Genomic DNA, 24,181 nt, shown 5'->3' on the forward strand with positions numbered 1-24,181 from the left:
AGGAATTCCAACAAGTATCTGTAAAATGTATGTAGGAACTTCAGCACGATATTTGAAATAAACGTTGCAATTCCCACAACGAAGTCTTAAATACGCGAGCTGACTCTCTTCTTCCAATCGTCCAAAAGTTTCAGCGCTTCTATCGGAGTCATCGAATCGATCGGAAGATCCGTAATCTCCTTTTTAAAGTCCTGCCAGAATTGATTGTCCGAATTTGGAGAACCTATATCCTGAAATAGAGAAGGTTCTCTGGTTTGGATGCGGATTTCCTTCTTCCTGGATTCCATGTCTGTGAGAATTTCCGCTGCACGTTTAACAACGGAGTCTGGAACTCCCGCAAGTTGTGCCACATAAATTCCGAAGGATTTTTTAGCCTTACCCGGTTTTACCTTTCGTAAGAAAATTACCTTATCATCCTTCTCCACCGTTTCCATATGAAGGTTCCAAACACCTGGGAGCCTGGAAAGTTCCGTAAGTTCGTGATAGTGGGTTGCAAATACCGTTTTAGGCCTTGGATGCATTTCGGAAAGAGATTCCAAGATCGCCCAGGCAATGCTCATCCCGTCGTACGTGGAAGTTCCTCTTCCTACTTCATCAAAGAGTAATAATGATTGAGAGGTGCAGTTCTTTAGAATATTCGCAGTTTCTTTCATTTCCACGTAGAATGTAGACTCTCCCGCATTCAGATTATCTCCCGCTCCGATTCGAGTGAATAATTTGTCCAAAATCGGGAGTTTAGCGGTTTCAGCGGCCACACTCCCGCCGATCTGGAATAAGATCTGGTTGATCGCAATCTGCCTCATGAATGTGGACTTACCGGCCATATTCGGACCCGTCAAGATGGCGATTGAGTTTTCCTTTCCATCCAAACCTACATCATTCGGAGTGAATTTTGCGCCTACCGGTAGACTTGCTTCTACAACCGGGTGTCTGGAAGATTTCATTTCCAAAGTGGAATCTTCGCTTAGTTCGGGGCGGATCCAACCGAATTTCTCCTCCGCTTTTAAGAGGGAGATTTGGAAATCCAGATCTCCGAATTCTTCGGAGACGATTAACAGTTCGGAAGAATATTCCAAAACGGTTTGGACCATTTTTTCGAATTCCGCTTTCTCCACTTTTTGGATGATCTCGTCCGCTTCTAAAATAGTTCTTTCTATCTCTTCTAATCGGGCAGTGGTAAATCTTTCCGAGGTAACTAGAGTTTGTTTTTTGAGATATTCTTTAGGTGCCTGTTCCGCCTGTACACGGGAGATCTCTATAAAATACCCGACGATCTTATTGTATTTGATCTTAAGAGTAGAAAGCCCTGTTTTCTTTTTCTCTTCCGTTTCCAATTCTAAGATCCAATCCGCACCTTTGGAACCGGCTTCTCTGGCTCTATCTAAGTTTTTATCGAATCCGTCTTTTAAAAATTTACCGTTTCCTAATATAACAGGCAGTTCGTCTGTATGGATCCTTTCTTCTATGTAACTCTTCAGTTTTTCCAATTTATCCGGTTTAGAGATCGGATAGCCAAGAGGGGAAAGGTAACCGATTAAAGAATCCAGGGTTTGGATAGAAGAAAGAATGGTTTTAAAATCACGAGGATAAGCTTTGTTTCCTCTAAATCTGCCAAGGATCCGTTCTAAATCTCCTAAATCTTTGAGTGCCTGGGTTAGATGAGCAAAAGGGATCTTTTTGATAATATCTTGTTTTTCCCATCTGGATTTTAGGATGGCTGGATCCGTTTCCGGAAATAAGATCCTTTGTTTTAATACCCGCTTTCCCTTGGCGGTACTGCAAAAATTCAGAACTGAAAATAGGGTATGGCCTTTTTCTTCTTTTTCGTTTTCGATGAGTTCCAGGTTTAAGATGGTCTCTCTATCCATCTCCAGGTAAGAACCTGTTTGCAAAATACGCGGCTCTCTTAAGGTGAGAGTTCCATCCCTGTAGTTTTCTCTAATATAATATTCTAATGTTTTAGTAACCGTTTGGAATGGATCGTTAGAGTTTTCCGATCCGATTTTAGATGCGTCTAAAACGGTTAGTTCTCTTTCTCCGAAGTTCTGCCAGGCCCTGATCCTTTCTAGGTCTTGGGAGAATACACAGATCTCACTGGGCCTAAATTTTACGAACTCCGACTCCAATACTTGTGTCCTGGAGATCGGAACGGCAAAATGTAAAACTTCTCCCGTGGAAACGTCGGCCATTCCCACAAAGATCAAAGCGGCTTTCGGGACCAAGACGCATAAATAATTGTTTTGGAAACCGGAGAGTAAATGTTCTTCGATGACTGTGCCGGGAGTGATGATTCTCACCACATCTCTCGTCATGAGCTTTGTGTTCCCATCTTCCGGTCTGGATTGTTCACAAACCGCTATCTTCTTTCCAGCAGTTAGTAATCTAGAAATATAACCATCCTTGCTATGGAATGGGATACCGCACATCGGAACGGAGTTTTGTCTTTTGGTTAGCGCTATATCCAGGATTGCGGAAGCAATTTTAGCATCTTCCAAAAACATCTCATAAAAATCGCCCATCCGGAAGAATAGGATAGAATCAGGAAACTTGGCTTTGATCTCCAGATACTGCCTCATCATAGGAGTATCTAGGGCCTCTGTCAGGTCTGGAGAATTAGTTTCCGTTGTAAGAGAATCTTTTTGCATTTCTAATAAAATTCCGAATGAGTTCTTGGTCCTTAATTCCGGGAGAAGATTCCACACCGCTTGCCACATCCACTCCGTAAGCCTTTGTTTGAGCAAGAGCTTGTGCCACATTCTCCGGAGTTAAGCCCCCTGCGAGTAGATAAGGCCTGCGAACTTCGGAGACTTGTTCCCAAGGAAAACTTTCCCCTGTTCCGCCGCCTGCATCCGATTTATAACTATCTAATATCAATAAATCTGAATTTAGGAAATGGAGAGAATCATCGTTTACTTTTCCCCGAACACGATAGGAAATTATTCTTGTGTCTTTACTTTGATACAGTGGAGAAGTTTCCCCGGGAGCCAAAGAGTCGTCGCTAACGTATTGGACATAGTCGTGTTGCAAATTTTTTAAAATCGATTCTATATAATGGGTTGAAGATTTATAAAAAAGGAATACGATCTTTGGACGTAAAAAAGTAGGAACGGAAGTATACAAATAGGTAATCAGTATCTCCGCTTCATTTGGAGAAACAAGTCTTGGACTGGAAGAAACAAAATTGATGCCGATTAGGTCGGCTCCTTCTTCCACACATACCTTCAGATCGTCTACTTTTCGTATACCGCAGATTTTTACTTTAGGGGTTTGGGACATGGGACTTTTTTTCCGGGATTATATTTTGGTTCCGTTTCCGGCTCGAAATATTTCCTCTCTTTTCTATACAAGACCAGGACTTCCCCAAGTCAAGTATGATCGACCATAGATTTTTTCTAGAAGACAAAAGAAGCCTGAGACTTTTGATCCTCGGAAACAAAGACGCTTCCGGAGATCCAAACGATCCCAATTTTATCCGGGAAAGGGTTGCCCAGGCCTCCGGAGTTGCGGGCGCAGATATATTCTTTATGAATCAGGAGCATGGAACTACTGTCCTGGAGGCAAACGGATCACCGAGCGCCGAAATTCCCACTGGGGACGCACTCTTTACCACGGAACCTAAGAAGATCTTAGTCGTAAAAACGGCTGATTGTATGCCTATCTTCTTTTGGACAGGAAGGCCTGCACTAGTCGGAGTGATCCATTCCGGTTGGAAAGGCACTCTTGCAGGAATTACGGAAAAAACCCTGGCCCATGTGCAAAAACGATATGGAGTGGATCCTGAATTGGTCCATTTCTATTTAGGACCGTATGCGACCGGCAAACATTACGAAGTCGGAGAAGATGTAGCTTCTCTATTTAGAAAAGAAGTCCCAAACTCGCTGAAAGTTTTGGAAGAGCCTGGAAAGTTTTTACTGGAACAAAAAACTTTCTTACTTCATAGGATTAAAAGTCTAGGGATCCAACCTTTTTTGGAAACTGCCGGTGTTTGCACCATGTCTCCTAATTCTAAGTTTTTCAGTCATAGAAGGGGGGATACCGGTAGGAATTTGAATTGTATCTGGTTGGAATAAGATCGGACGAATTGTATCAGGATCAGATCTTGATCGTTTTTCGGACGGTAGCGTTTGCTTTTTCTAGAACCTTCTCCCTTTTGATCGGTTTTACTAGATAGTCCATAATACCGTCTTCCGTTAGGGCCTTGATGACTGCAGGTGTGTTTTCATCAGTGATCACGATCACTCGGGGAAGAACTCCCATATCTTTCATTTCGTAAAAAGCCGCAAAGCCGTCTATTACAGGGAGGTGAAGGTCTAAGGTAATCAAATCTACCTTTCGGTTTTCCTTGTACATGTTTAGGAGTTCTTTGCCCGTTTCCGCAAAACCGACCACTTCGTAACCTTCGGATTCCAGGATCTGAGCCAATTGTTTGGCTTGGAATTTAGAATTTTCCGCAATGATTACCTGATAAGGTCTTCCCGATGGAGCTACTCCGCCTTTCATCCAGTCACCGTCCCCGTTAATTCAAGAAATTTCCAGAAAGTTTCGCATATTTAGTATTTATATACGTAAAAATATGAAATTTTCCAAGCATGGAATTCAATTCCAGGCTTTATAAAACCTTCTCAATTTCTATTCCGATTTCTTCCGTTCCCAAAATTTCGGCACCTTTCTCGGCGATATCTCTGGTACGTTTTCCTGCGGAAATCACTTTACGGACTGCCGATTCTATCTTTTGTGCTTCTTCTTCCATAGAGAATGAATAACGTAAGAGTAGGGCACCACTCAAGATCTGAGCGATCGGATTCGCAATTCCTTTGCCTGCGATGTCCGGAGCGGAACCGCCGGAAGGCTCATACAAACCGAAACCGGATTCCGAAAGGGAAGCGGAAGGAAGCATTCCGATGGAACCTGTGATAATAGAAGCCTCGTCGGAAAGAATGTCCCCGAACATATTCTCGCAAAGTATCACGTCGAATTGTTTCGGATTTACGATCAGCTGCATCGCCGCATTGTCTACATAAAGATGGGATAATTGGACGTCTGAAAATTCCCTTTTGTGCAGATCGATCACCACTTCTTTCCAAAAAACGGAAGTGGTTAATACGTTTGCCTTATCGATACTTGTGACCTTATTATTTCTTTTTCTTGCGGCTTCGAAAGCGACTCTTGCCGCTCTTTCGATCTCTCTGCGGGAATATCTCATCGTATCGTATGCGAATTCTTCCGCTCCGCTTCCTTCTCTACCTTTAGGCTGACCGAAATAGATCCCGGAGGTTAATTCTCTTAGGATAAGAATGTCCAAACCTTCTCCAATGATTTCCGGTTTGATCGGAGAAGCTCCCCTGAGTTCCGGATAAATGATTGCAGGTCGTAAATTTGCGAATAGATCGAAATGTTTACGTAAGGGAAGAAGTGCTCCTCTTTCCGGTTGTTTTTCCGGGGGAAGAGATTCCCATTTAGGACCACCAACGGATCCGAACAGGATCGCATCCGATTCTTCACAAAGTTTTAATGTTTCCGGAGGAAGAGGGCTACCGGTTTTATCGATTGCAATTCCTCCTACTAAGCTTTCCGTAAATTGGAAGTCGGAAGCTTTGGAGCCGAGCGCTTTTTTCAGAACGGATAGGGCTACCTTCATGACCTCGGGGCCGATTCCGTCCCCTGCTAATACGGCTACTTTTTTCATAGAGAATATGTTTTCCTTTTTATTTCTGTGATTCGAGGACGGATTCTAAAATATCCAATCCCTCATTCAAATATTGAGTGGAGATCGTAAGCGGAGGCATGATCCGAATGACGGTATCTCCCGTTGCATTTACGATCAGTCCTTTTTCCAGACACAGTTCCGCGATCGGTCTAGACGGAACGGTTAATTCGATTCCGATATGCAGACCCTTTCCTCTGATCTCTTTTATGATCTTATTTTTTTGTTTCATCTGGTTCAGGCGGCTGAACGCGATCTCAGAACAAGAGTTCACATTCGCAAGAACATCTCTGGTTTGAATAACTCTAATCGTTTCATAAGCGATCGCTGCAGCTAAATGGTTCCCGCCAAATGTACTGCCATGAGTGCCTTTCGCTAAAACGTTTTCGTATTTTTCCGCAACGATCAAGGCGCCGATCGGAAATCCGGAACCAAGGCCTTTTGCAAGAGTCATTACATCCGGAGAAAAGCCGAAAGTTTCGAAAGCGAACATGGTACCAGTTCTTCCGAAACCGGTTTGGATCTCGTCTAGAATGAGAAGAGCCTCATTCTCCAAGGTTAATTCCCTCACTAGGTTCATATAACCGTGGGTGAGTGGAATGATCCCGCTTTCTCCAATAATGGGCTCTGCGATGAATGCCACCACTCTACCGGCAAATCTTTCGAAAGCTTCCACCAATTCTTCTTCACTGTTCGGGCTGACGAATTCTATTCCATCCAATAACTTTCCGAAACCTGTATGCATTTTTTTCTGACCGGTCAAACTGATACCGGAAACGGATCTTCCGTGAAAACTTTTGTGGAGAGAAATAATGATCGGATCATGGATCTGTTTCTGTTCCGCATAAGCCCTTGCCAGTTTGAATGCGGCTTCGGTTGCTTCCGTTCCGGAATTACATAGGAATACTTTTCCAGGAAAGGTATTTAGGATGAGAAGTTCCGCTAAACGAGATGCCTCTTCCGAATAGAACCAATTGGAAGTATGCATCAGTTTGTCTATTTGGTTGCGGATCACTTCTATAATATCCGGATCGCTATGACCCAGATTTGTAACTGCGACTCCCGCTAAAAAGTCTATGTATTGTTTATTGTTTTGATCGAATAATAATTCGTTCACTCCGTAACGGAATGCCACAGGGTAACGATTGAATAAGTCTAGAAGATACTTGTCTGTAAGTTCTTTTGTCTTTTGGAATTCGGATGCAGTTTCGTTCATGATAAACCCGCCAATTGTAAAAATAAGGACTCCGTTTCTTTCAATTCTTCTAGTAAACCTTCCGTGAGTTTAGGGAGCTCAGCTTTGGTCTTAGGAGAAGTCCTACTCTTGAAAGAAGAATAAATTTTGATCTTAGGCTCAGTCCCGGAGGGACGGATGGTCAACTTTGCCTGGTTTTCTAATTCTAATTGGATCACATCGGAAGAAGGAAGTCCAGAAAAGGCCGATTTAGAAGCGCTACCTTTTGCGGTCTTATTCTTAAAATCCAAAAATCCGGTGACCTTTCTTTTTCCGATCGATTTCCCGATCAGATCGTTGTCTCGGAGAGATTGGAGCGAGTCTTGGATCTTTTTTTTGCCTGCTAGTCCCTCTAATGTTAAAGACTTTAGACTTTCTTGATACAACCCATATTTTAAATATATATCGTCCATATAGGAAAGAAGGTCTTTTTTTTCGGAAAGAACTTCCATGAGTAGAAGTGCAGAAGACAAGCTGTCCTTGTCTCTAACGAAATCCACTGGTAGATATCCGTAGGATTCCTCTCCGCCGAATAGGAAATACTGGGTTTTATTCTTGTCCAGTTTTCCCATCACTTCCGCGATAAACTTGAAACCGGTTAAAACGTTTTTCAGTGCGATCTTGTTTTTCTTTGCAATCTCGGCTTGTAGGTCTGTAGTTACAACGGTTTTTACAAGGACTGGTTTTTTTCCCTTTTTAGGTTTGGAGCCGACCTTCTCCGCTAAGTACGCTGCAAGAATAGAACCGATCTGGTTTCCATTCAGAAGTGTATATCCGCCTTTTGGATTTTTGACACCGATACCGAGTCTATCCGCATCCGGATCAGTCGCGATGAACGCATCTGCTCCTATCTTTTCGGAAAGTTTTCTACTTAGTTCCAAGGCTTCCGGTTCTTCCGGGTTGGGGAATTTCACTGTTGGAAATTCTCCATCCGGATCTTTTTGTTCCGGGACCAGGGTTACGTTTTTGTATCCGAAGTTTTGTAATAACTTCTTCATATATTTTCCTCCGGTTCCATGGAGGGGAGAATATACTAGTTTAGTTTGGGATCTTTCTTTTGGAGTCACCTTTGTGGATACGATCCCGGATTTTTTAAGAGCTTTTAGATAAGAAGAAAAACAATCTTCTCCCGCTTTTTGGACGAGCTTCTTGTATTTAGGATCTTTGGAAGAAAGAAACGGGATCTCATTCCAATCTTGCACCTTATCGATCAAGGAAATGATCTTTTTATCGTCGGGAGGAGCAAGTTGCTCTCCTTTGGAAAGGTAAGCCTTGAAGCCGTTGTATTCCGGGGGGTTATGAGAAGCGGTTAGGACCACACCTCCCGTTGCCTTATAATAACGGACCGCGTACGATAGTAACGGTGTAGGAGCTACTTCGGAAAATAAGATGACCTTGATCCCGAAAGAGGCAGCCACACCGGCGGTAACCTCTGCGAATTCTCTAGATCTCCTTCTGGAGTCGTATGCGATGACTAAGATCGGCTTTTTGGATTTTTGGACCAGGTATCTGGAAAAGCCGAGGGCCGCTTTTCCAACGGTGAATTCGTTCATTCTGCCGATCCCGTTACCGATCCTTCCCCGCATTCCTCCGGTCCCGAATTCTAAGGGGACGGTAAATGCTTCGATCTCTAAACCGATTGTTTCTCCCTTTTTGTATCTTTCCAGGATCTCTTCTGCTTCTTTTTGCACCTGGGGGGAAAACGGGGCTTTGGTCCAGGATTCTATGTGGGATTCTGTGCTCATATATTTCTCTAGTTCACCCTATACTTGGAATAAAAAATCTAGTTCTTCCTGGTTCAAGACGTTTTTTCGCCGATTCTATTAGTATGGAATCTAATGAAATTTCCCGAGAACAACATAGAGAACTGGACTCACTGAGAGCGGTTTTAAGAAACATTTCCTTTCTTCTCTTTTTACTTTCCGGAATTTTAACATTCGGAGCCTTTTTGAAAGAAGCCCCTGGAAAGATTGTAATCCAAGCTGTGTCGGCGGTTTTGTTTTTTATCTTGGGGATTTTGGGATACGGAGCTTCACTTTCTTTCCGTAAATCCTTGGTTTTGGAGGAGAAGGACCCGGAGCAGATCTTATTCGCTCTCAAGGATCTACGATTTTTCTTAAGTGGGTTAGGTTGGATCTTACTCGGTCTCTTTTTACTTTCCTTTTTTGGAGCTTTTGCATTGCTTCTTTCCTGAGTTAGAAGGGGGAGGATGAAGAAGAAGACCTTTTTCATTCGTCTCTCCTTTCAAACTATGCACGTAATTCAAATACTTTCAATTTTTCGCACAGAGGCACGGAGCACACAGAGTTAAAACGCCAATACCTCTTAAGTCTTTGTGTCTCTGAGTGAAAAAAAAACTTCGCGACTTTAGATAATAACTGAATCAAGATCGAAAATTAGGTATCGCGTGGATTTAAGAGATTTTTTCATAGAAGATCGTCTGGAAAAATTTAGGACGGAAGCGCCCTGTAATCTGGGAGAAAGTGGAATCCGGAATTTGGACCTGGGTGTGCTCTCGGAATATCTGGATTTGGATCTAAAAGAATTGGGGAAACTCTCCCTAGCCGATTCACCCAATTCAGGTAGAAAGGATCTCCGGGAAGAAATTTCAAAATTATATCATCATGTTTCTCCGGATCAGGTTTTGGTAACTACCGGAACCGGAGAAGCGCTATTCATCGCATTTCATTTACTTTTAGAAAAAGGGGACACTACTTCCTTATTTTGGCCAGCCTTTCAGGCATTGTATGAAGTCCCAAGATCACTCGGTGCCAATCTCCAAAAAGTGGATCTTCTGCCAAGATTAGAAAATGAGAAATTAGGATTTGGACAAGAGAACCTAATCAAACTCTTTCAAAATTCTCCTAAGCTAATCGTATTCAATCATCCTCATAATCCGACCGGGATCATAGCGGAAGAAGAGGATAAAAAAGAAATCCAGAGACTCGCCGTAAATTTTCCGAATTGGATCTTATTCGATGAACATTACAGATTTCTTTCGGAAGAAGAAGACCTGGGTTGGAGCGGTTTTGGAATTTGCGAAAATTCAATCTCTACCGGCTCGATCACAAAATGTTTTGGTGTGATGGGACTAAGGATCGGTTGGCTCATCGGTCCAAAAGATTGGATACAAAAAGCAAGATCCATGAAGGATTATTTGACCCATACCGTTTCTCCCATTTCCGAATTTCTGACCTTGAAACTTTTGCAGAATCGTAAAGTGCTACAAAGTAAGATTAGAGAAACATTGCGGGCCAATTTGCGAAGCTTCGCCCATGCAGTCGAAGGCAGACTCCCCGGAATTGCAAGTTTTAAAGAGCCCAGAGGTGGAGTGGTCGGATTTGCTAAATTGCAGTCAGGTTTAGAGTCTAGAAAATTTGCAGACCTTCTGTATGAAAAGGCAGGAGTATTCGTTTTACCTTCCGCTGATTTTGAAACGGAAGGTTATATCCGACTGGGATTCGGGGAAACGGAAGAAAGATTTCGTCTAGGCCTTGCACGTTGGAGTAATTTAGGATCCGAACTGATCGCTCTTTTGAATAAGTAGGCGATCTGTCTGTCCCGGGTAAAAGTTTCGGACTCCAGAGTAAAATAGGATTTTCCTAAGAATATATGAGGACTTTCTAATATACTTTCGAACTGAGAATTTTCTCTGGCAGGTTTCCAGCTCCATTCCAAACCTCGGATCCCTATTTTTAAGATTTCTCCTTGGATTTTCCAATAAGTCTCGCCTGTTCTAAAAGGCAAACCCTGTCTAACTCTAGGATCTTCTCCTTTTAAAAGTTCCGGAGAGATCCAAACTCCTAACGGAAATAGTAAGGGTCTTTCCGGATCGGTTTCTTCTTCTTTTGTGTGTCCATAGACCCAGACTTCCGTTCTATAAACTCTGTTTGGACTTGGATAAGTGTCCTCGTATAAATTTCCCAATTGGTGAGAAAGAACTCTCATGGATTGGATCCGGACCTTCCATTTTCCGGGTTCGCCTACAGGAAGAACGGATTCAGGCAAACAATCTTGGAACAGATCGGAACCAACGGAGGTCTCCCAAATTACGAATGGAGAAAGTGTAAGAGTGCTTGTTTGGGGAAACCAAACTTCCCAGAAATAGGGCTTGTTTCGGAGGTGAAAGTTTTCTTTTTTGCGGACCTTCTTCTTTGGTTCTTCTTGGAATAAATTTTCTCCCGGATGAAACGCTCTAAAAGATGGTTCGGATTCCTGGATCTTAGATTTCCAAGGAAGAAAAAAGAGCAAGGACCAAAGAGATACCCTATGTTTTCGGACTCTATGGAATTTTCTTTTTGCGTTCGGAAATACCTCTTCTGTTTCGGTTTCCGTGAAGGAGAAGGGTGGTAGGTTTTCGGACCAGTCCTCGGTCGTTGCAGAGTCCCTTCCGTTTACATTGCGAAAAAACCAGGATTGAGATTCTCTGGTAACGTAAGGATCGAGTCTTTTTTGGAGTCTGATCCATCCCGCTTCCCATTTGATGGAAAAGTGGAAAAACAAGGACCGGAACCAGGAGAAAATTTTTTCTTTTAAACTTCTTAGTCCGATCATTCTTGGAGATAGGTTAGTAGATAGAGTTGGGAAAGGCAAGCCTAACTTCCCCTAAAAAAAAGGAAAGAAATATGGGAAGAACGTCCTTAGAACATGAAGAGTTTTTAAAATCCATAGATGCGTTCCATCTAAGGGTGCTCGCGGAAATTGATTATCCCCAATCCCTTTTTAGAGAAGGTAAGATCAAGGATACGATCTGTATATTCGGGTCCGCTCGGATCTTAAGTCCCGAAGAATGTAGAGAAAAAGAAACTAGAAATCTCTCCGAATCGGAAAAGAAATTATTCCAAAAACAAAAAGAGATGTCGGTTTATTACGAGGATGCCAGAAAAACGGCAAGCCTCATCACCGAATGGGGAAAAGAAATTTCGAAAGATACCAGAAGAATGGCAGTCTGCACAGGTGGTGGGCCGGGGATCATGGAAGCGGCGAACCGTGGAGCCAAAGAAGCGGGAGGCCCAAGCCTTGGATTGAATATCAGACTTCCTTTCGAACAATTCGTAAACCCGTATGTGGATCCGGAAGTAAGTGTGGAATTTCATTATTTTTTCATGAGAAAACTTTGGTTCCTACGATTATCCATGGGAGTGGTGGCCTTCCCCGGAGGATTCGGAACTGTGGATGAATTATTCGAGACCTTAACTCTCATCCAAACCGGTCGGAATAATCGTAAAATCCCTGTGATCTTTTACGGGACCGAATATTGGAAAGGATTACTCCATCTGGAAAGTATGTTAGAATACGGACTCGTAGATGCCGAAGACTTGGACCTAATCACCTACTGTGATACTCCTGAAGATGTCCTAGAAACATTAAAGAGAAAGGTCCCATTGGATCTGGATTAGATCCAAAAATGGGAGAAATTCGAGGATTTTTCTCGAATCTTTTTCGATTCCTTGACAGACCCGGCTTAGAGAAAATTATGGTCGCGTATGGCCAGAAAATGTGTTGTGACAGGGAAAGGAACGATATCCGGAAACAATGTTTCCCACTCTCACCTTAAAACCCGTAGAACCTGGAAAATCAACCTGATCAAAAAACGTATCTTCTTAGAAGATGAGAATCGTTGGGTAACCGTTCGTATCTCCACTCGCGCTTTAAGAACCCTGAAAAAGAAAGGGATCAAGGCTGCGATCAAAGATAACGGCGAATCACTAAAAGCACTTGCCCCCAAAAAGTACGTCGGAATCCAGAAAAAGGCAGTCTAGTCCTTCTTTTTCTCCGACCCCTGAATATGTATCCCGAATTTACTTCCTACTCAGGAAGGAATTCGGGGACGTAAATTCTCCTCTCCAATATTCCAAAGACTACGAATTTGCGATCTCTGTAATCCTTTCCGCTCAATGTACTGACGAAAGGGTAAACCAGGTAAGCCCTCTTCTTTTTGCCGAGTTTCCCACTCTGGAATCTCTTGCTTCTGCTCCTTTAAAGAAGATAGAAAAGCTTATTTATTCTACCGGTTTTTATAAGAATAAGGCAAAGTCGGTTTCCGGTTTTGCGAACCTTCTTCTCAAAGAATACGACGGCAAATTGCCGAAGAGTATCAAGGAATTGACCAAACTTCCAGGCATAGGAAGAAAAACTGCAAACGTCGTATTAAACGAGATCCATCATATTTCGGAAGGATTCGTAGTAGACACTCATGTAAAAAGGGTTTCTAAAAAGTTAGGTCTTACCAAACAAACCGATCCGGTAAAAGTGGAGAAGGACCTAATACAAAATGTACAACCTGAATACTGGACGGATCTGTCCTTGTATTTTATATTTTTAGGAAGAAAATACTGTAAGGCGCATAGGACATTCTGCGAGACATGTATTCTTAGAAAAGAATGTCCTTCTTCCACTTCACCCAAAGATTAGAGAGGCCAAAATGAGCGTAGAAGTCTTTTTAGATGAAAAACTCCAAGGGATGGAATTAAGCACACAACATATAGTCATGTCCAGGGACTTAAACCAACACGGTTTCCTTTTCGGAGGTCAGATGCTTGCCTGGATCGACGAGGGTTGTGCGATGTTCGTCATCGAAAAAATCGGATATTCAAATCTTGTTACGGTAACGATGGATAACGTGATCTTTAAAAGTCCCGGTTTGCTTGGTGAGATCATTCAAATTTTTTCTAAAATAGAAAAAGTAGGAAAAAGTTCCATTACCATTCGAAGTGCCGCCATTGCCAAAAACCAAATGAAAAAAGAGATAAGAGAAATTATAGATTGTAGGGTAACCTACGTCTGTTTGGACGATTCCGGAAAACCATTTCCTTATTTCAGTCAATTCGATCCGGAAGAATTTTTGAACAAATAAAATGGCTTTCCAATTCCCTGTCTCTCCGGAAAAAGCAAACCTTCTTCTTTCCAGAATGAAAAAGCTGGGCATCCAAGAATCCGATTTGGAAGAAACTTTTGTAAGAAGCGGCGGCAAGGGTGGACAAAACGTAAACAAGGTTTCGACTGCTGTCCGATTAGTGTATAAAAAAACAGGTCTCGAAATTAAATGTTCCATTCATCGCACCCAAGGATTAAACAGATATAAGGCGAGAATCCTTCTCTGCGAAAAATTGGAGGCAGAACTTTTAGAAGCTTCCAAAATAGAAGATCCAAAACTTGCAAAGATCAGAAAGGCCAAAGCCGATAAGGCGAGAAAAGCCAAAAGAAAGGCTGCTTCCAAAACTTTGGCAGGTCTAAAAAGAAAAACCTCTCCAAAAATAGATTGGGGCGAAGAATAGTCCAAGATGCCGGAAGTAGTCAATCATACTCTGATAGTAGAAAAACTCAAAAACCTTACGGGTTCTCCAGGTTGTTATCTCTGGAAAAATTCGGAAGGAGAGGTGATCTATGTAGGCAAGGCCAAAAATCTAGATAAAAGGATCCGTAATTACCTAAAAGAAAAACAGACGGATCTAAAGACCAGATATCTTCAAAGAGAAATTTTCGATCTGGATTGGTTTGCCACCTCTACCGAAAAAGAAGCTTTAATTTTAGAAGCTACACTGATCAAAAAACATAATCCACGTTACAACGTTCGTTTAAAGGACGATAAAAAATATCCGTATATCTGTGTTTCTCTTTCCGAACCCTATCCAATGGTGTTTATCACTCGCAAAATAAAGGATAATGGGGATAGATATTTCGGACCTTATACGGACGTAAGGACCACTCGAGAAATTTTAGACGTGATCCTTCGTATTTTCCCGATCCGAAAAGTCAGACAAAAACTCCCACTTCCTAAACCGAAACGCCCTTGTTTGAATTTCCAAATGGGACGATGCCTAGGGCCCTGCCAAGGAACGGTTCCGGAAGAAGAATATGCAGTTATTGTAAATCAGATCATTCAATTTTTAGAAGGCAAAAAGGAGATCCTAGCAAGCGAGCTCACGAAACGTATGGACGAATATTCCGGAAAACTGGAATTCGAGATCGCTGCCAGATACAGAGATATGCTTGGAAGACTCCAGACTTTCCGGCAAAAACAAACCGTGGTGAGTATGGACGGCGGGGACGAGGATGTGATTGCGTTCGCTCGTAAAGAGGACGAAGGCCAGGTCGTTCTTATGGAAGTTCGGGGCGGACTTCTGGATAATAAAAAATCTTTTCCTCTGCAAGGTGTGCAGAATTCCACGGAAGAGGAAATATTATCCTCCTTCTTCCGGGATTATTATATGGGTGCAGGATTGATCCCTGCCAGTATCGTAGTTCCTTTCGGTTTAAAAGAAGAAGGGGAAACGGTGTTGGACTTCTTACAGGAAAAAACGGGATTTAGACCTAAATTAAGATTTCCTAAAGCAGGAGAGAAAAAATCCCTTTTAAAGATCGCGGAAAAAAATGCGGAACTCGGGCTTACGGAAAGACTTCTCGCAACTCATTATAAGGACCAAACCGTCGCTTTAAAAGAAATACAGGAAATGTTCCAATTGAAGGAACCTCCTCATATTATAGAATGTTATGATATTTCCCATTTCCAGGGATCTTTTCCTGTGGCAAGCGGTGTGATGTTTGTGGAAGGAAAACCTTTCAAACAAGGATATAGAAAGTATAATATTCGAGGATATGAAGGGATTAACGATCCTGGAATGATGCACGAGGTGATTTCCCGAAGACTGCAAAGGATTATTAACGAAGACGGGGTAATGCCCGATCTGATCGTGATTGATGGAGGGCCTACACAGCTCGGGAAAGCTTGCGAGGCTGCTGTGGAAGCAGGTGCAGCGAATCTACCTATGGTAGGGCTTGCCAAAAAAAGAGAAGAGATCTATTTCCCGGGAGAAAATTCTCCTTATAGTTTCGATATGAATTCACCTGGGATGAGATTATTACGCCATCTTAGGGACGAGGCTCATAGATTCGGGGTGGAGCATCATCGTTCCCGTAGAAATCGAGAAGCATTGACCGGTCTCATCCGAGAAGTCCCGGACATTGGTTTAAAAAGAAGTAAACTACTTCTACAATCATTTTCCGGGCAGAAAAAGATAGAAGATGCAAATATTGCAGAACTCATGAAAGTCCCTGGTATAGGGGAGGCGCTCGCTGAAAAAATTTATAATTATTTCCAATCTTCTGCTATCCGAAGCTCCGACACCGGTGCTGACGGAACCATAATTCCGGAAAATTCTCCAACTAATTCCTAAAAATCGCGAGTGATTCGTTTTTCTCCAGACAAGTAGCTCTGGAGGAAAAAATGCGAACAACAATTTACAGTTTCGGCTTAGCCGTTCTTTTCATTTCGGTTTCCTGTACGCAGGACTCCGGTTCCGAATACCTTTGGGTAGACGCAGAAAAATCTATCCAATTCCAATACGATCCATTCTTTAAGAAAAACCCGAAACCGCTTTCAGATCTGGTCCAAAAAAATGGTAATACTTGTTTTGTCTCGGGAGAAGATCCAAATTTTCAAATTCAGCTCTGCATTTCTAAAGAGAGAATTTCCGATTTTTTGCAAATTTTTTCCGCTTGGAAAGACGGTTCATTAGTCTCCGAGTTCGGTTCCGTTCTTTCGGACGGATCAGAATATAGGATCGGAACCTATCCATTTTCCGAAATCAAGAAGAAGGTAGAAGGTTCCAAATTTGCCCTGATTGGGGACAGGCAACTTAAATCCTTGATCGCTCGAGAAGTCGTTTGGGATAGGGCTCGATTCAATCTCAAAAATCATTTTAAAACTTTTAGTATATTCTTTCTTTCTAATGGAACCTCCATCTTGGTGGTTTCTCCATCGGAAGGATCTGAAATTTACTTAGGAATTTCTTTCAAGGCAACCAACTTACAAAAAGAGATCCAAATTCTGATCCGAGCCAAAAACCAAATCGGATCGGAAAACTGTTTAACTTCTCTACCGATCATTACGGAAATTTTCGGAGAAACGAATTCGAGTATTGGCAGATGGATTGAGATCTATAATCCGAATACTTTTTCGATCTGTGAAGAAGGTTTGGAATTAAGTTTATCCGAAAACAAGGTTTCCCTTCCAATAACGACCGGCTTTATTTCACCTTATGAGACTAGGATCTATGCGGAGGATTCTGCTTCTTTAGAAAGGATATCTCTTAGCGGACTGAAATGGGGGGATCTGAAGAAGTCTGGAAAAATTTACCTTGCCCGAGTAGATCAATCCTTTGAGTTCCATCTTCCTGGAGCGGGATATTTATTCGGAGAAACATACTATTCTTGGAAGGGGACTTCTTTCTCTCCCTGTGAAACGACTTCTAAATTCTGTATGGATCCGGGAGAGAATGGTACCTCTACCTCTGCGAGTGATTTTGCGTGCGATCCAAACGATTTCGAAATCGAAGAGCTCAACCCGAACGGATTATTGTATAAAGGAATTTTGCAGGATGATTGGAAGTATTTAGATCTGATCCATAAAGGAAGGAAAATTTGTGATCCTTCTTCTTTAAGAATGCGTTGGGGAAAAAATATTTTCCCGATCAAAAGTTCGAATCGAATTGCAGAAGGTGAGATTCTTAGCGTTGGGAACCTTCCTTTTCTTCTAGGAAATCCTTTATATTCTTTTTCCAATATTAAATCAGTCGCCGTTATCGATATTGTTTCTCTATCGAATTCTAACGGAAAAGAGAAGGTTCTCTGGGACGGGATCTTTAGGACTTCCAAAGGAATTCCGACTAAAATCATACTCGAAAAAACAAATGGGGAAACCGTAAGTATCTGTTTTCGGAATGGAAAGCCGTTTTTGCATCCATATACGGCAGCCGATCCAGATACGAACCTAACTTCTTATTCCGGTATAGAAATTTTTTCCGAAAACCCTAGGACTTCTATCGGGCGAACATTTTGTTCCAAAACAGAGATCCCAAACAAGGTATATTTTTCAGAAGTGTCGTGGATGGGTTCTTACCAAGGGATCGAACCTATCTCAAAAGATCGATTTATAGAGTTTGCATCCGTTACGGAAAATTCTCCCGATTCCGCGTATTTAGAGATCATCCAAGGCAACGGAAGTATAGTCTCTATCCTTCTACCGTTAGAAAAAGAAGGTTTGACCTTACTTTCCTCCGGGAAAGCGATTTGTTTTCCACAAACTGAGTTTTGGCAGGATACAAGTTTTAGTTTACCTTCTTCCGGATCAAATCTTCTCAGAGTGTTTGATCCGTATACCGGAGAATTTTGGGACGAGTTTTCTTATAGTTCTTCCGGTCCGGGGATCAACGATACAAGGAATAAAATTCGAAAATCTGCATATTCTAAATTAGTATCGGACGTTCGAGTTTGGTCGGTAAGTTCCTATGCGGGGCGCCCCGTCAGAGACCCGAATTGCGCTTTGACGGCTGCCCATCCGGGAATTCTGGAATAAGAAGTTCGTTTATGAAAAAATTGGTCTTCTTATTTCTATTTTTATACGCACAAATCGTATCTTCCCAAGAAGTTCGGGATCCCTCTTTGGAGCTTTATTTCCAATGGGTCTTGTTTCGAACCCAAGGACGGATCTCTGAAGAAAAGGAAAATTCTCGTATCGCTGCTTTGGCGTCTCCAGCAGTCCTTGGTTTTAAATTCGAGAAGTATAACGAAAAATTCATTACAAATTTAGAATGGACAATGATAACCACTTCGACCTCGGGAGTGGTGTTTTTACCGGGAAAAAACTCTTATTTTGGGATCCTTTATAAGGGATTTTTATGGGGAGCGGGAAGAAAATCCGACTCGGAAGAATTTCCAGCATGGTCTTCTTGGAAAGACGGGGTGGAAGGTCTGTTTGCGGAGACCGAATCGGATCGGATCAAGATCAGGTTCGATGCTTTGGATCTATACAGAGGATTTCCTTTATTCGAAAATCAATGGTTGAAACTACAAGGAAGAGAGTCATTTCTTCCGAAACAAGCAAGAGATGATCTGATTTCCGAAAAAAATCCTGCGTTTTCTTCCCAGGCAAGGTATAGAGCCGGAATTAGCTTAACCGGAAACATCGAAGATCGTTTTGTATATCGATGTAGGGTGCGTTATCTTTCTTTGGGAGACTGGGGAAGGTTCGGTTCCGATACGAAAGAATCCAAGTCCGAAAGTATAGAAGGGGACAAAGACTATTTAGTTGAATGGAGGCTCGGATTTGGATTTCTCTGGAAGTTCCTTTATATTTCCGGGGATCTTTTCCTTTCCAGAGGATTGGACAAAACCGGTTATCATCCTTCTCGAACGGAACGATCCATCCCGATCAGTGGAGAAGCCCTTCGGATCGATTTAGGTTTTTATAATACGTACGGGAAAATTTCCATTTTTGGATTTGTACCGGATCGAGAAAAAAGATCCTCTCAGGGCGAAATTTTGGAAACGGGTTTTATAGGAATGGGGGCTTCTCCCGTTTCGAATCCGATCTTACAGCAGGTCTGGGGATTTTACCCTTCTGCTTGGATTACGGAACGAGGATTAGAAAGGGAAGAAACCGATTTTCCTGGTAAACGGCCTGCAAATCTATTCGGTTGGAAAGCGGAAGGTACGTTTTTCGGAATTTCTCCAGGGATCCATTTTACTTATATCGGATTTTTAAAAGAGGAGAATTCTTCCTCCGGTCTTTGGTCAATTTCCGGAAACATGAAAAACAAATTTATAAGAGAGGCGGGTGTAAGTATCGCCTGGTCACCCTTGGAAGATGGATCCGCTAAGATCGAATTGGATCTAGGAGGATTTGAGTCGGACCAAACAACCGGACTGAAACAATGGTATATGCTCTTTCGAATCGGAGGAGTTTGGAAATGAAGAAGTTCCTTTTACTCTTATTTACGGTCCTTTATTTCGTCCGTTGCGAAAGAACGGATGAAGAGGTTTCTCTTTTCTGGGAGGAGGAATTCTATCCTAAGGTCTTCTTTTCCTATCCCGGCAGATTTGTTCCGGTCGGCAAAAAGAGAAATGTAAAAGAAGAGATCTTACGTATTATCCGAGAAGCGAAAGATTCAATCTACATGCATATCTATTCTTTCGATGAACCCGAGATAGAATCGGAACTCGTCCAAGCAAACCACAGAGGGGTCCGTCTGGAGCTCATGGGAGAATGGGGAAAAGTATATCCGGATTCAATTCTTCCTTTTTTGAAATATTGGAAAGGAACCGGATTGCAGCATACTAAGGTTTTAATTGCAGATCAGTCCTTAGTGTTTATCGGAACAGGTAATTTTACCTATTATGGTTTGGAACAGGATCATAACGCATATTTGGAATTCAAATTGGATTCCAGAGACTGGGAGAAATTTTATTCTTTTCTCAAAGAAGAATATCCATTTCCTGTTTTGAGAATTGCCGGATTAGAATTTTGGAATTCTCCTTTAGAAGGAGACCTCATCCAGAATCGACTTTTGGATTCCGTTTTGTCTTCTCGGCATTCTATCCGGTATCTGATTTTCGATCATTATGATCCGATTTTAAGTTCGGGACTTACTCGAATAAATCATGGATCTATTAGCGGAATCTATAATCGTCCAGTGGATCCGGAAGGAAATGTTCTATCGAGCTTTCCTGAGATCGAAATATTGGAAGATGGGAATGAAGATATTTTAGACGATCCTACAATCGGTAAAGGAGGACTCCTACATCATAAAACTATGATCATTGATAATCTGGAAGTTTTGACAGGATCTTATAATTATTCTTTAAATGCCAGGGATTCCAATCGGGAGATATTACTCCGAATAAAAGATGCGCGTATTGCAAACGAATTTATAAAAGAATGGGAGAATATACGGAGTAAATCCAAACGAATCGAAGCCTCGGCAGTCGATTTGTTATCGAACACTTTTACTTTTGATCCGGAGAATGATCAGATTTGTAGATTGGAAAGACGACAGGAGGATACTTTCTTAGAGATCGGGTTTGCCTGGTTTCGGTGGAATCATCTCTATAAATGGAAAGAAGAAGTTTGTAAACCTATGGGAGATTATGAATCCATTAGTTCCCGTTATTTTGGAGGCAAAAACGAGTTTCCTGGCTCGCAGGCAGAAGACCTTGGAATACGGCATTTTTCCCGAAAGGGAAAGATCGGATTTTCTATCCAAAGATCGGATTTGATGTCCGAGTTCCGTACTGCTATCTTAAAACCTTCTCATTTTTTAAGACCATTCCAATTTTTAGCGGCGGAAGGAGCCTGGGTTTTTCCGGAAAACTCGGAACTAACGGACCTTCTTCATTTTGAAAATTCTCCGAAACAAGTTTGGCTCTTAGAAAGGGGAAAACTCCCTAAGAAATTGGGGATCTCGGTAGAAGATCGTGTTTTTTATCTTTCGGAAAGTATAAGTTCAAATTCGGGTGTGGTTCTGGTCGAATATGAGAACTTCGGTTTGTATTTTTGTTATAAATCTATTAATTATTCTTTGAACTGGCCGGAGCAGATCTTATTTGCAGCTTATAATTTCCATGGGGGTTCCGGCCTTCTGGAAAAATACTCTAAATCCAATTTGGAATTTTTTGCCGAACCTGGGCTTTCGAACCAAAGAAAGGAAAATTTATGCGTTATCTCTCTTTGATAAAAGGATCTCTCCCTTGACGAAAAGTCCAAGTAAGATCCAGAACAGGATGACTACTTCGTCATCCTGGAAATAACATTGGAATAATCCCGAGACAAAAAATCCGATCAGTCCATAAAAGAATATTATAACCTGAAAGTCTTGCCGGGATTGAAATAGATACCCGAGTAGAATGGCACCCAATCCCAGGTAGATCAATACAGCCGGGAGCCCAAATACGGATGCTAAATGAAAATAATCGTTATGGGCATGTCCTCTTTGGGTGACTTCGTAAAAGTAAGAGAGTTCCGGATATTTTTCGGAATGAGCAATTCGTACTTTTTCGATCTCCTTATTATAATTTCCAGGACCGACCCCGATGATCGGGTGTTCTTGGATCAACGGAAAACTTGAATCCCAGATAAAAGTCCTACCTGAGTCCGTATGTTTTTCTTTTCCGAAGAGTGGGCCTATTATCTTTTTACCGGCGGGACTGAATGCCAACACGAGCCCGATCAAAAACAAAAGTCCTAAAAAAAACGAGGCACCTTTGATCAAAAAGGATTTCGAAAATTCTTTTCGGATAAAGAATAAATGAATGCCTGCAAAGAAGATACTCACTCCGGCTCCGATCATACTGGACCTGGCCTGGTTCAATAAGAATACGAGGCAGTATAAAAAGAGTAACAATCCCGCGATGAGTATCTTCTTTTTATCTCCTTGGATAAGTGTTCGTAAAAAACCGAATACCGCAAACGCGGAGAAAAATTGGAGCAAACCTCCGAAGGTCAAATGTGTGTTCATCAAACCTATGGAAATATACAGAGGGATAGAAGAAATAGACCCTAACGGATGAGTGAATCTATAACTTGTGGAAGTTTTGTATAGATCTGTGATGAGCCTGGAAAGTCGGACTGGGGTAAAACCTCCCACCACTCCAGTGAAAACCAGGAGTAAAAATAGCCAAAAGAGTGCACGATATACTTTGGGTAGATCCTCTTTTGTAGTAAATCCTACGGAGAGTAATCCGAAAAATAAAAAGAAGTCTTTAAGTTCTCCGTTCCAAGCAGACTTTGTGTATTCCGGTCCGGAATTACCAAAGACAAGGTGGATCAGAAATACGATCCCATACCAAAAAAAAAGGGAAATGGAAATTTTAGAAACAGGATGATTCGGTAGGATCTCCTTCCAATTCCCAACTTTGAGTTGATCCGCTAGTCCGAAAAAAAAGGAAAGAACTAAAAACCCCTGGCTGAGGCTGACTGAAATTCCGATCGAAGGAAGGGTAGCGAGTAAACAGAATAGATGTGCCTTTTTCAAAAACTCTTTCATCCGGTTTCTGGAAAGAATCTCACCGATCTATTCTTTGTAAATTCGATTATTTTTCACATAGATTTCTGGAATGGAGTAGCAAAATCCATATTATAAACGAGATTGGTTCCGCATTAGGAACCTAGATGAAGATTCTTTATTTTTCGGACACCTTTTTACCCAAAATTGACGGGGTCGCTATTTCGATGAAAAATTTTGCGGAAGCCCTCGCCGAAAGGGGACATGAATTTTTGATTTGTTGTCCACGTTATGGAGAAGGTGATTTCGACAGGATGGGGGATCGTATCCGATTGGAAAGATTCAGAAGCGGATATCTACCGAGTTACCCTGATATCAAGGTAGTTTTACCATCTCCTTCCAAGATTAAAAGGGCAATCAAGGAATTCCAACCGGATCTGGTGCATATTCACACTCCCGGGCTTATGGGAGTTTATGGGATCAATGCTACCGAAAAATACGGGATCCCAAGCATAGGGACTTATCATACTTTGATGTCCGAACAGGATATGTATCTTTCTTTTTATCGCCTTCTCAAGCTGGACAAACTTTTCATGAGGATCGGAAAGTTAAATAAGAAGATCAAAATAAAGGACTTAGTGAAGTTCGAAAAATTCGACAAGTTCAACATACGCAAAAAAATCATTTTGAAAATTACGAATAATTTATACGATCGTTGCGATTTGATCATTTCTCCTTCTCATCTGATCAAAAAACAATTAGAGGAGTTCGGATTAAAGAAGCCAGTCGCTGTAATTTCAAACGGTCTGGACCTTTCTCAATTTAAGGGAAGTCCTAAAACTCTTACGGAAAGTCCTAAACTTCTACACGTCGGTAGGATTTCTTACGAGAAAAATTGCGATGTGATCATTAATTCTTTCAAATTGATCTTAGAAAAGATCCCGACCGCAACTCTTACGATCATCGGGGATGGGCCCGCTTTACCTTCTCTAAAGGTCCAGGCCCAAAAGCTTGGGATCGACCATGCGATTACTTTTACCGGATTTATAGATAGGGCCGAACTTCCTAAACATTATCCGAAATACGATTTGTTCTTAACGGCTTCTACTATGGAAACCCAAGGACTTGTGATCCTAGAATCCGTGGCCTGCGGTCTTCCAGCGGTTGGTGTGGATTCATTTGCGATCCCGGAATTAGTCCATGATGGAGTAAACGGATTTATCGCAAAACCGTTCGACGTAAAGGATATCGCCGAGAAAACCATTCGTATTTTGCACGATCCCGAGATGTATGCTTCTTTCTCTAAGGAATCCCTTAAAATTTCCCAAAGTCATGAAATGAAGGCTTGCGTGGATAGAATGGAAGAAGTTTATAAATCGGTCGCAGAACAAAAAAATAAGAAGAAAAAGAGATCTTTACTGAATACGATCTTCTCTTTGGATCCTTTCGGGATCATGGGCTGAT

21 protein-coding genes are annotated in these 24,181 nt (G+C 41.9%); 13 read left to right on the top strand and 8 right to left on the bottom strand.

The features are described from left to right. Positions 1-86: 86 nt before the first annotated feature. Together mutS and LEP1GSC192_RS02365 are read right to left on the bottom strand one after the other, a co-directional pair. Positions 87-2,645 carry a DNA mismatch repair protein MutS gene (gene mutS, locus LEP1GSC192_RS02360; protein WP_020768138.1) on the bottom strand — a complete coding sequence of 853 codons (2,559 nt, stop codon included), beginning with the start codon at positions 2,643-2,645 and terminating at the stop codon, positions 87-89. Then, entirely contained in the window at positions 2,614-3,276 is a 663-nt protein-coding gene (locus LEP1GSC192_RS02365) for a phosphoribosylanthranilate isomerase (protein ID WP_020768506.1), read from the bottom strand. Before LEP1GSC192_RS02365 ends, mutS begins: the two co-directional genes overlap by 32 nt. Positions 3,277-3,371: 95 nt before the next feature. Here LEP1GSC192_RS02365 and LEP1GSC192_RS02370 point away from each other — a divergent pair, with 95 nt between their 5' ends. Next, positions 3,372-4,070, top strand: a complete 699-nt coding sequence (locus LEP1GSC192_RS02370; RefSeq protein ID WP_020768493.1) for a polyphenol oxidase family protein — start codon at positions 3,372-3,374, stop codon at positions 4,068-4,070. 22 nt (positions 4,071-4,092) lie between these two features. Here LEP1GSC192_RS02370 and LEP1GSC192_RS02375 read toward each other — a convergent pair whose 3' ends face one another. From LEP1GSC192_RS02375 to LEP1GSC192_RS02390, 4 genes are all read right to left on the bottom strand, one after another. Beyond that, positions 4,093-4,500: a response regulator gene (locus LEP1GSC192_RS02375; protein ID WP_020768332.1), complete on the bottom strand. Its 408-nt coding sequence runs from the start codon at positions 4,498-4,500 to the stop codon at positions 4,093-4,095. 109 nt (positions 4,501-4,609) lie between these two features. Next, positions 4,610-5,686, bottom strand: a complete 1,077-nt coding sequence (leuB, locus tag LEP1GSC192_RS02380) for a 3-isopropylmalate dehydrogenase (RefSeq protein ID WP_020768412.1) — start codon at positions 5,684-5,686, stop codon at positions 4,610-4,612. A 19-nt stretch (positions 5,687-5,705) separates the two neighbouring features. After that, positions 5,706-6,920 (bottom strand): aspartate aminotransferase family protein, encoded by a 1,215-nt coding sequence (locus LEP1GSC192_RS02385; RefSeq protein WP_020768243.1) that lies wholly within the window; start codon positions 6,918-6,920, stop codon positions 5,706-5,708. Then, positions 6,917-8,683, bottom strand: coding sequence for a phospho-sugar mutase (locus LEP1GSC192_RS02390; RefSeq protein WP_036088702.1), 1,767 nt, complete (start codon positions 8,681-8,683; stop codon positions 6,917-6,919). Before LEP1GSC192_RS02390 ends, LEP1GSC192_RS02385 begins: the two co-directional genes overlap by 4 nt. Positions 8,684-8,766: 83 nt before the next feature. Between LEP1GSC192_RS02390 and LEP1GSC192_RS02395 the strand changes: the two genes are divergently transcribed. Both LEP1GSC192_RS02395 and LEP1GSC192_RS02400 read left to right on the top strand, forming a co-directional pair. Then, positions 8,767-9,132, top strand: a complete 366-nt coding sequence (locus LEP1GSC192_RS02395) for a hypothetical protein (RefSeq protein WP_020768199.1) — start codon at positions 8,767-8,769, stop codon at positions 9,130-9,132. Positions 9,133-9,345: 213 nt separating this feature from the next. Beyond that, positions 9,346-10,485 (top strand): aminotransferase class I/II-fold pyridoxal phosphate-dependent enzyme, encoded by a 1,140-nt coding sequence (locus tag LEP1GSC192_RS02400; RefSeq protein WP_036088704.1) that lies wholly within the window; start codon positions 9,346-9,348, stop codon positions 10,483-10,485. Here the strand turns inward: LEP1GSC192_RS02400 and LEP1GSC192_RS02405 are convergent. After that, positions 10,383-11,531, bottom strand: coding sequence for a hypothetical protein (locus LEP1GSC192_RS02405; protein ID WP_157186880.1), 1,149 nt, complete (start codon positions 11,529-11,531; stop codon positions 10,383-10,385). The genes LEP1GSC192_RS02400 and LEP1GSC192_RS02405 overlap by 103 nt on opposite strands. Positions 11,532-11,563: 32 nt before the next feature. Between LEP1GSC192_RS02405 and LEP1GSC192_RS02410 the strand changes: the two genes are divergently transcribed. The 9 genes from LEP1GSC192_RS02410 (at position 11,564) to LEP1GSC192_RS02450 (ending at position 21,448) form a co-directional block, all read left to right on the top strand. Next, positions 11,564-12,337, top strand: coding sequence for a TIGR00730 family Rossman fold protein (locus LEP1GSC192_RS02410; RefSeq protein WP_036088830.1), 774 nt, complete (start codon positions 11,564-11,566; stop codon positions 12,335-12,337). Between the two features lie 87 nt (positions 12,338-12,424). Then, complete coding sequence (gene rpmB, locus LEP1GSC192_RS02415; RefSeq protein WP_020768365.1) at positions 12,425-12,700, top strand: 50S ribosomal protein L28; 276 nt, start codon at positions 12,425-12,427, stop codon at positions 12,698-12,700. Next, positions 12,657-13,352, top strand: coding sequence for an endonuclease III (nth, locus tag LEP1GSC192_RS02420; protein ID WP_020768415.1), 696 nt, complete (start codon positions 12,657-12,659; stop codon positions 13,350-13,352). Before rpmB ends, nth begins: the two co-directional genes overlap by 44 nt. Before the next feature lie 10 nt (positions 13,353-13,362). Continuing rightward, positions 13,363-13,794, top strand: a complete 432-nt coding sequence (locus LEP1GSC192_RS02425; RefSeq protein WP_020768424.1) for an acyl-CoA thioesterase — start codon at positions 13,363-13,365, stop codon at positions 13,792-13,794. A gap of 1 nt (position 13,795) precedes the next feature. After that, on the top strand, positions 13,796-14,215 hold the full coding sequence (locus tag LEP1GSC192_RS02430) for a peptide chain release factor-like protein (RefSeq protein ID WP_020768127.1): 420 nt from the start codon (positions 13,796-13,798) through the stop codon (positions 14,213-14,215). A gap of 6 nt (positions 14,216-14,221) precedes the next feature. Beyond that, positions 14,222-16,114 carry an excinuclease ABC subunit UvrC gene (uvrC, locus tag LEP1GSC192_RS02435; protein ID WP_020768233.1) on the top strand — a complete coding sequence of 631 codons (1,893 nt, stop codon included), beginning with the start codon at positions 14,222-14,224 and terminating at the stop codon, positions 16,112-16,114. Between the two features lie 50 nt (positions 16,115-16,164). Then, positions 16,165-18,294, top strand: coding sequence for a hypothetical protein (locus LEP1GSC192_RS02440; RefSeq protein WP_020768032.1), 2,130 nt, complete (start codon positions 16,165-16,167; stop codon positions 18,292-18,294). An 11-nt stretch (positions 18,295-18,305) separates the two neighbouring features. After that, a complete protein-coding gene (locus LEP1GSC192_RS02445) occupies positions 18,306-19,691 on the top strand; it encodes a hypothetical protein (RefSeq protein WP_020768274.1) in 1,386 nt (461 codons plus the stop codon). Continuing rightward, entirely contained in the window at positions 19,688-21,448 is a 1,761-nt protein-coding gene (locus LEP1GSC192_RS02450; RefSeq protein ID WP_020768512.1) for a phospholipase D-like domain-containing protein, read from the top strand. Before LEP1GSC192_RS02445 ends, LEP1GSC192_RS02450 begins: the two co-directional genes overlap by 4 nt. Here the strand turns inward: LEP1GSC192_RS02450 and LEP1GSC192_RS02455 are convergent. Beyond that, positions 21,428-22,759, bottom strand: a complete 1,332-nt coding sequence (locus LEP1GSC192_RS02455; RefSeq protein WP_036088708.1) for an O-antigen ligase — start codon at positions 22,757-22,759, stop codon at positions 21,428-21,430. The two genes, LEP1GSC192_RS02450 and LEP1GSC192_RS02455, sit on opposite strands and share 21 nt — an antisense overlap. Before the next feature lie 125 nt (positions 22,760-22,884). On the opposite strand from LEP1GSC192_RS02455, the gene LEP1GSC192_RS02460 reads away from it, so the two are divergent. Further along, entirely contained in the window at positions 22,885-24,180 is a 1,296-nt protein-coding gene (locus LEP1GSC192_RS02460; protein ID WP_020768452.1) for a glycosyltransferase, read from the top strand. Position 24,181: the final 1 nt, after the last annotated feature.

The organism is Leptospira sp. B5-022, from assembly GCF_000347035.1.
GTDB classification, from domain to species: Bacteria; Spirochaetota; Leptospiria; order Leptospirales; family Leptospiraceae; genus Leptospira_B; species Leptospira_B cinconiae.

Bases quoted from the DNA above. Each gene is read 5' to 3' on its own strand.
- rpmB (WP_020768365.1), top strand. From the start codon at position 12,425: ATGGCCAGAAAATGTGTTGTGACAGGGAAAGGAACGATATCCGGAAAC.
- LEP1GSC192_RS02430 (WP_020768127.1), top strand. From the start codon at position 13,796: ATGGCTTTCCAATTCCCTGTCTCTCCGGAAAAAGCAAACCTTCTTCTT.
- LEP1GSC192_RS02390 (WP_036088702.1), bottom strand. From the start codon at position 8,683: ATGAGCACAGAATCCCACATAGAATCCTGGACCAAAGCCCCGTTTTCC.
- leuB (WP_020768412.1), bottom strand. From the start codon at position 5,686: ATGAAAAAAGTAGCCGTATTAGCAGGGGACGGAATCGGCCCCGAGGTC.
- LEP1GSC192_RS02445 (WP_020768274.1), top strand. From the start codon at position 18,306: ATGAAAAAATTGGTCTTCTTATTTCTATTTTTATACGCACAAATCGTA.
- uvrC (WP_020768233.1), top strand. From the start codon at position 14,222: ATGCCGGAAGTAGTCAATCATACTCTGATAGTAGAAAAACTCAAAAAC.
- LEP1GSC192_RS02395 (WP_020768199.1), top strand. From the start codon at position 8,767: ATGGAATCTAATGAAATTTCCCGAGAACAACATAGAGAACTGGACTCA.
- LEP1GSC192_RS02440 (WP_020768032.1), top strand. From the start codon at position 16,165: ATGCGAACAACAATTTACAGTTTCGGCTTAGCCGTTCTTTTCATTTCG.
- LEP1GSC192_RS02455 (WP_036088708.1), bottom strand. From the start codon at position 22,759: ATGAAAGAGTTTTTGAAAAAGGCACATCTATTCTGTTTACTCGCTACC.
- LEP1GSC192_RS02375 (WP_020768332.1), bottom strand. From the start codon at position 4,500: ATGAAAGGCGGAGTAGCTCCATCGGGAAGACCTTATCAGGTAATCATT.
- mutS (WP_020768138.1), bottom strand. From the start codon at position 2,645: ATGCAAAAAGATTCTCTTACAACGGAAACTAATTCTCCAGACCTGACA.
- LEP1GSC192_RS02425 (WP_020768424.1), top strand. From the start codon at position 13,363: ATGAGCGTAGAAGTCTTTTTAGATGAAAAACTCCAAGGGATGGAATTA.
- LEP1GSC192_RS02370 (WP_020768493.1), top strand. From the start codon at position 3,372: ATGATCGACCATAGATTTTTTCTAGAAGACAAAAGAAGCCTGAGACTT.
- LEP1GSC192_RS02460 (WP_020768452.1), top strand. From the start codon at position 22,885: ATGAAGATTCTTTATTTTTCGGACACCTTTTTACCCAAAATTGACGGG.
- LEP1GSC192_RS02365 (WP_020768506.1), bottom strand. From the start codon at position 3,276: ATGTCCCAAACCCCTAAAGTAAAAATCTGCGGTATACGAAAAGTAGAC.
- LEP1GSC192_RS02385 (WP_020768243.1), bottom strand. From the start codon at position 6,920: ATGAACGAAACTGCATCCGAATTCCAAAAGACAAAAGAACTTACAGAC.
- LEP1GSC192_RS02450 (WP_020768512.1), top strand. From the start codon at position 19,688: ATGAAGAAGTTCCTTTTACTCTTATTTACGGTCCTTTATTTCGTCCGT.
- LEP1GSC192_RS02410 (WP_036088830.1), top strand. From the start codon at position 11,564: ATGGGAAGAACGTCCTTAGAACATGAAGAGTTTTTAAAATCCATAGAT.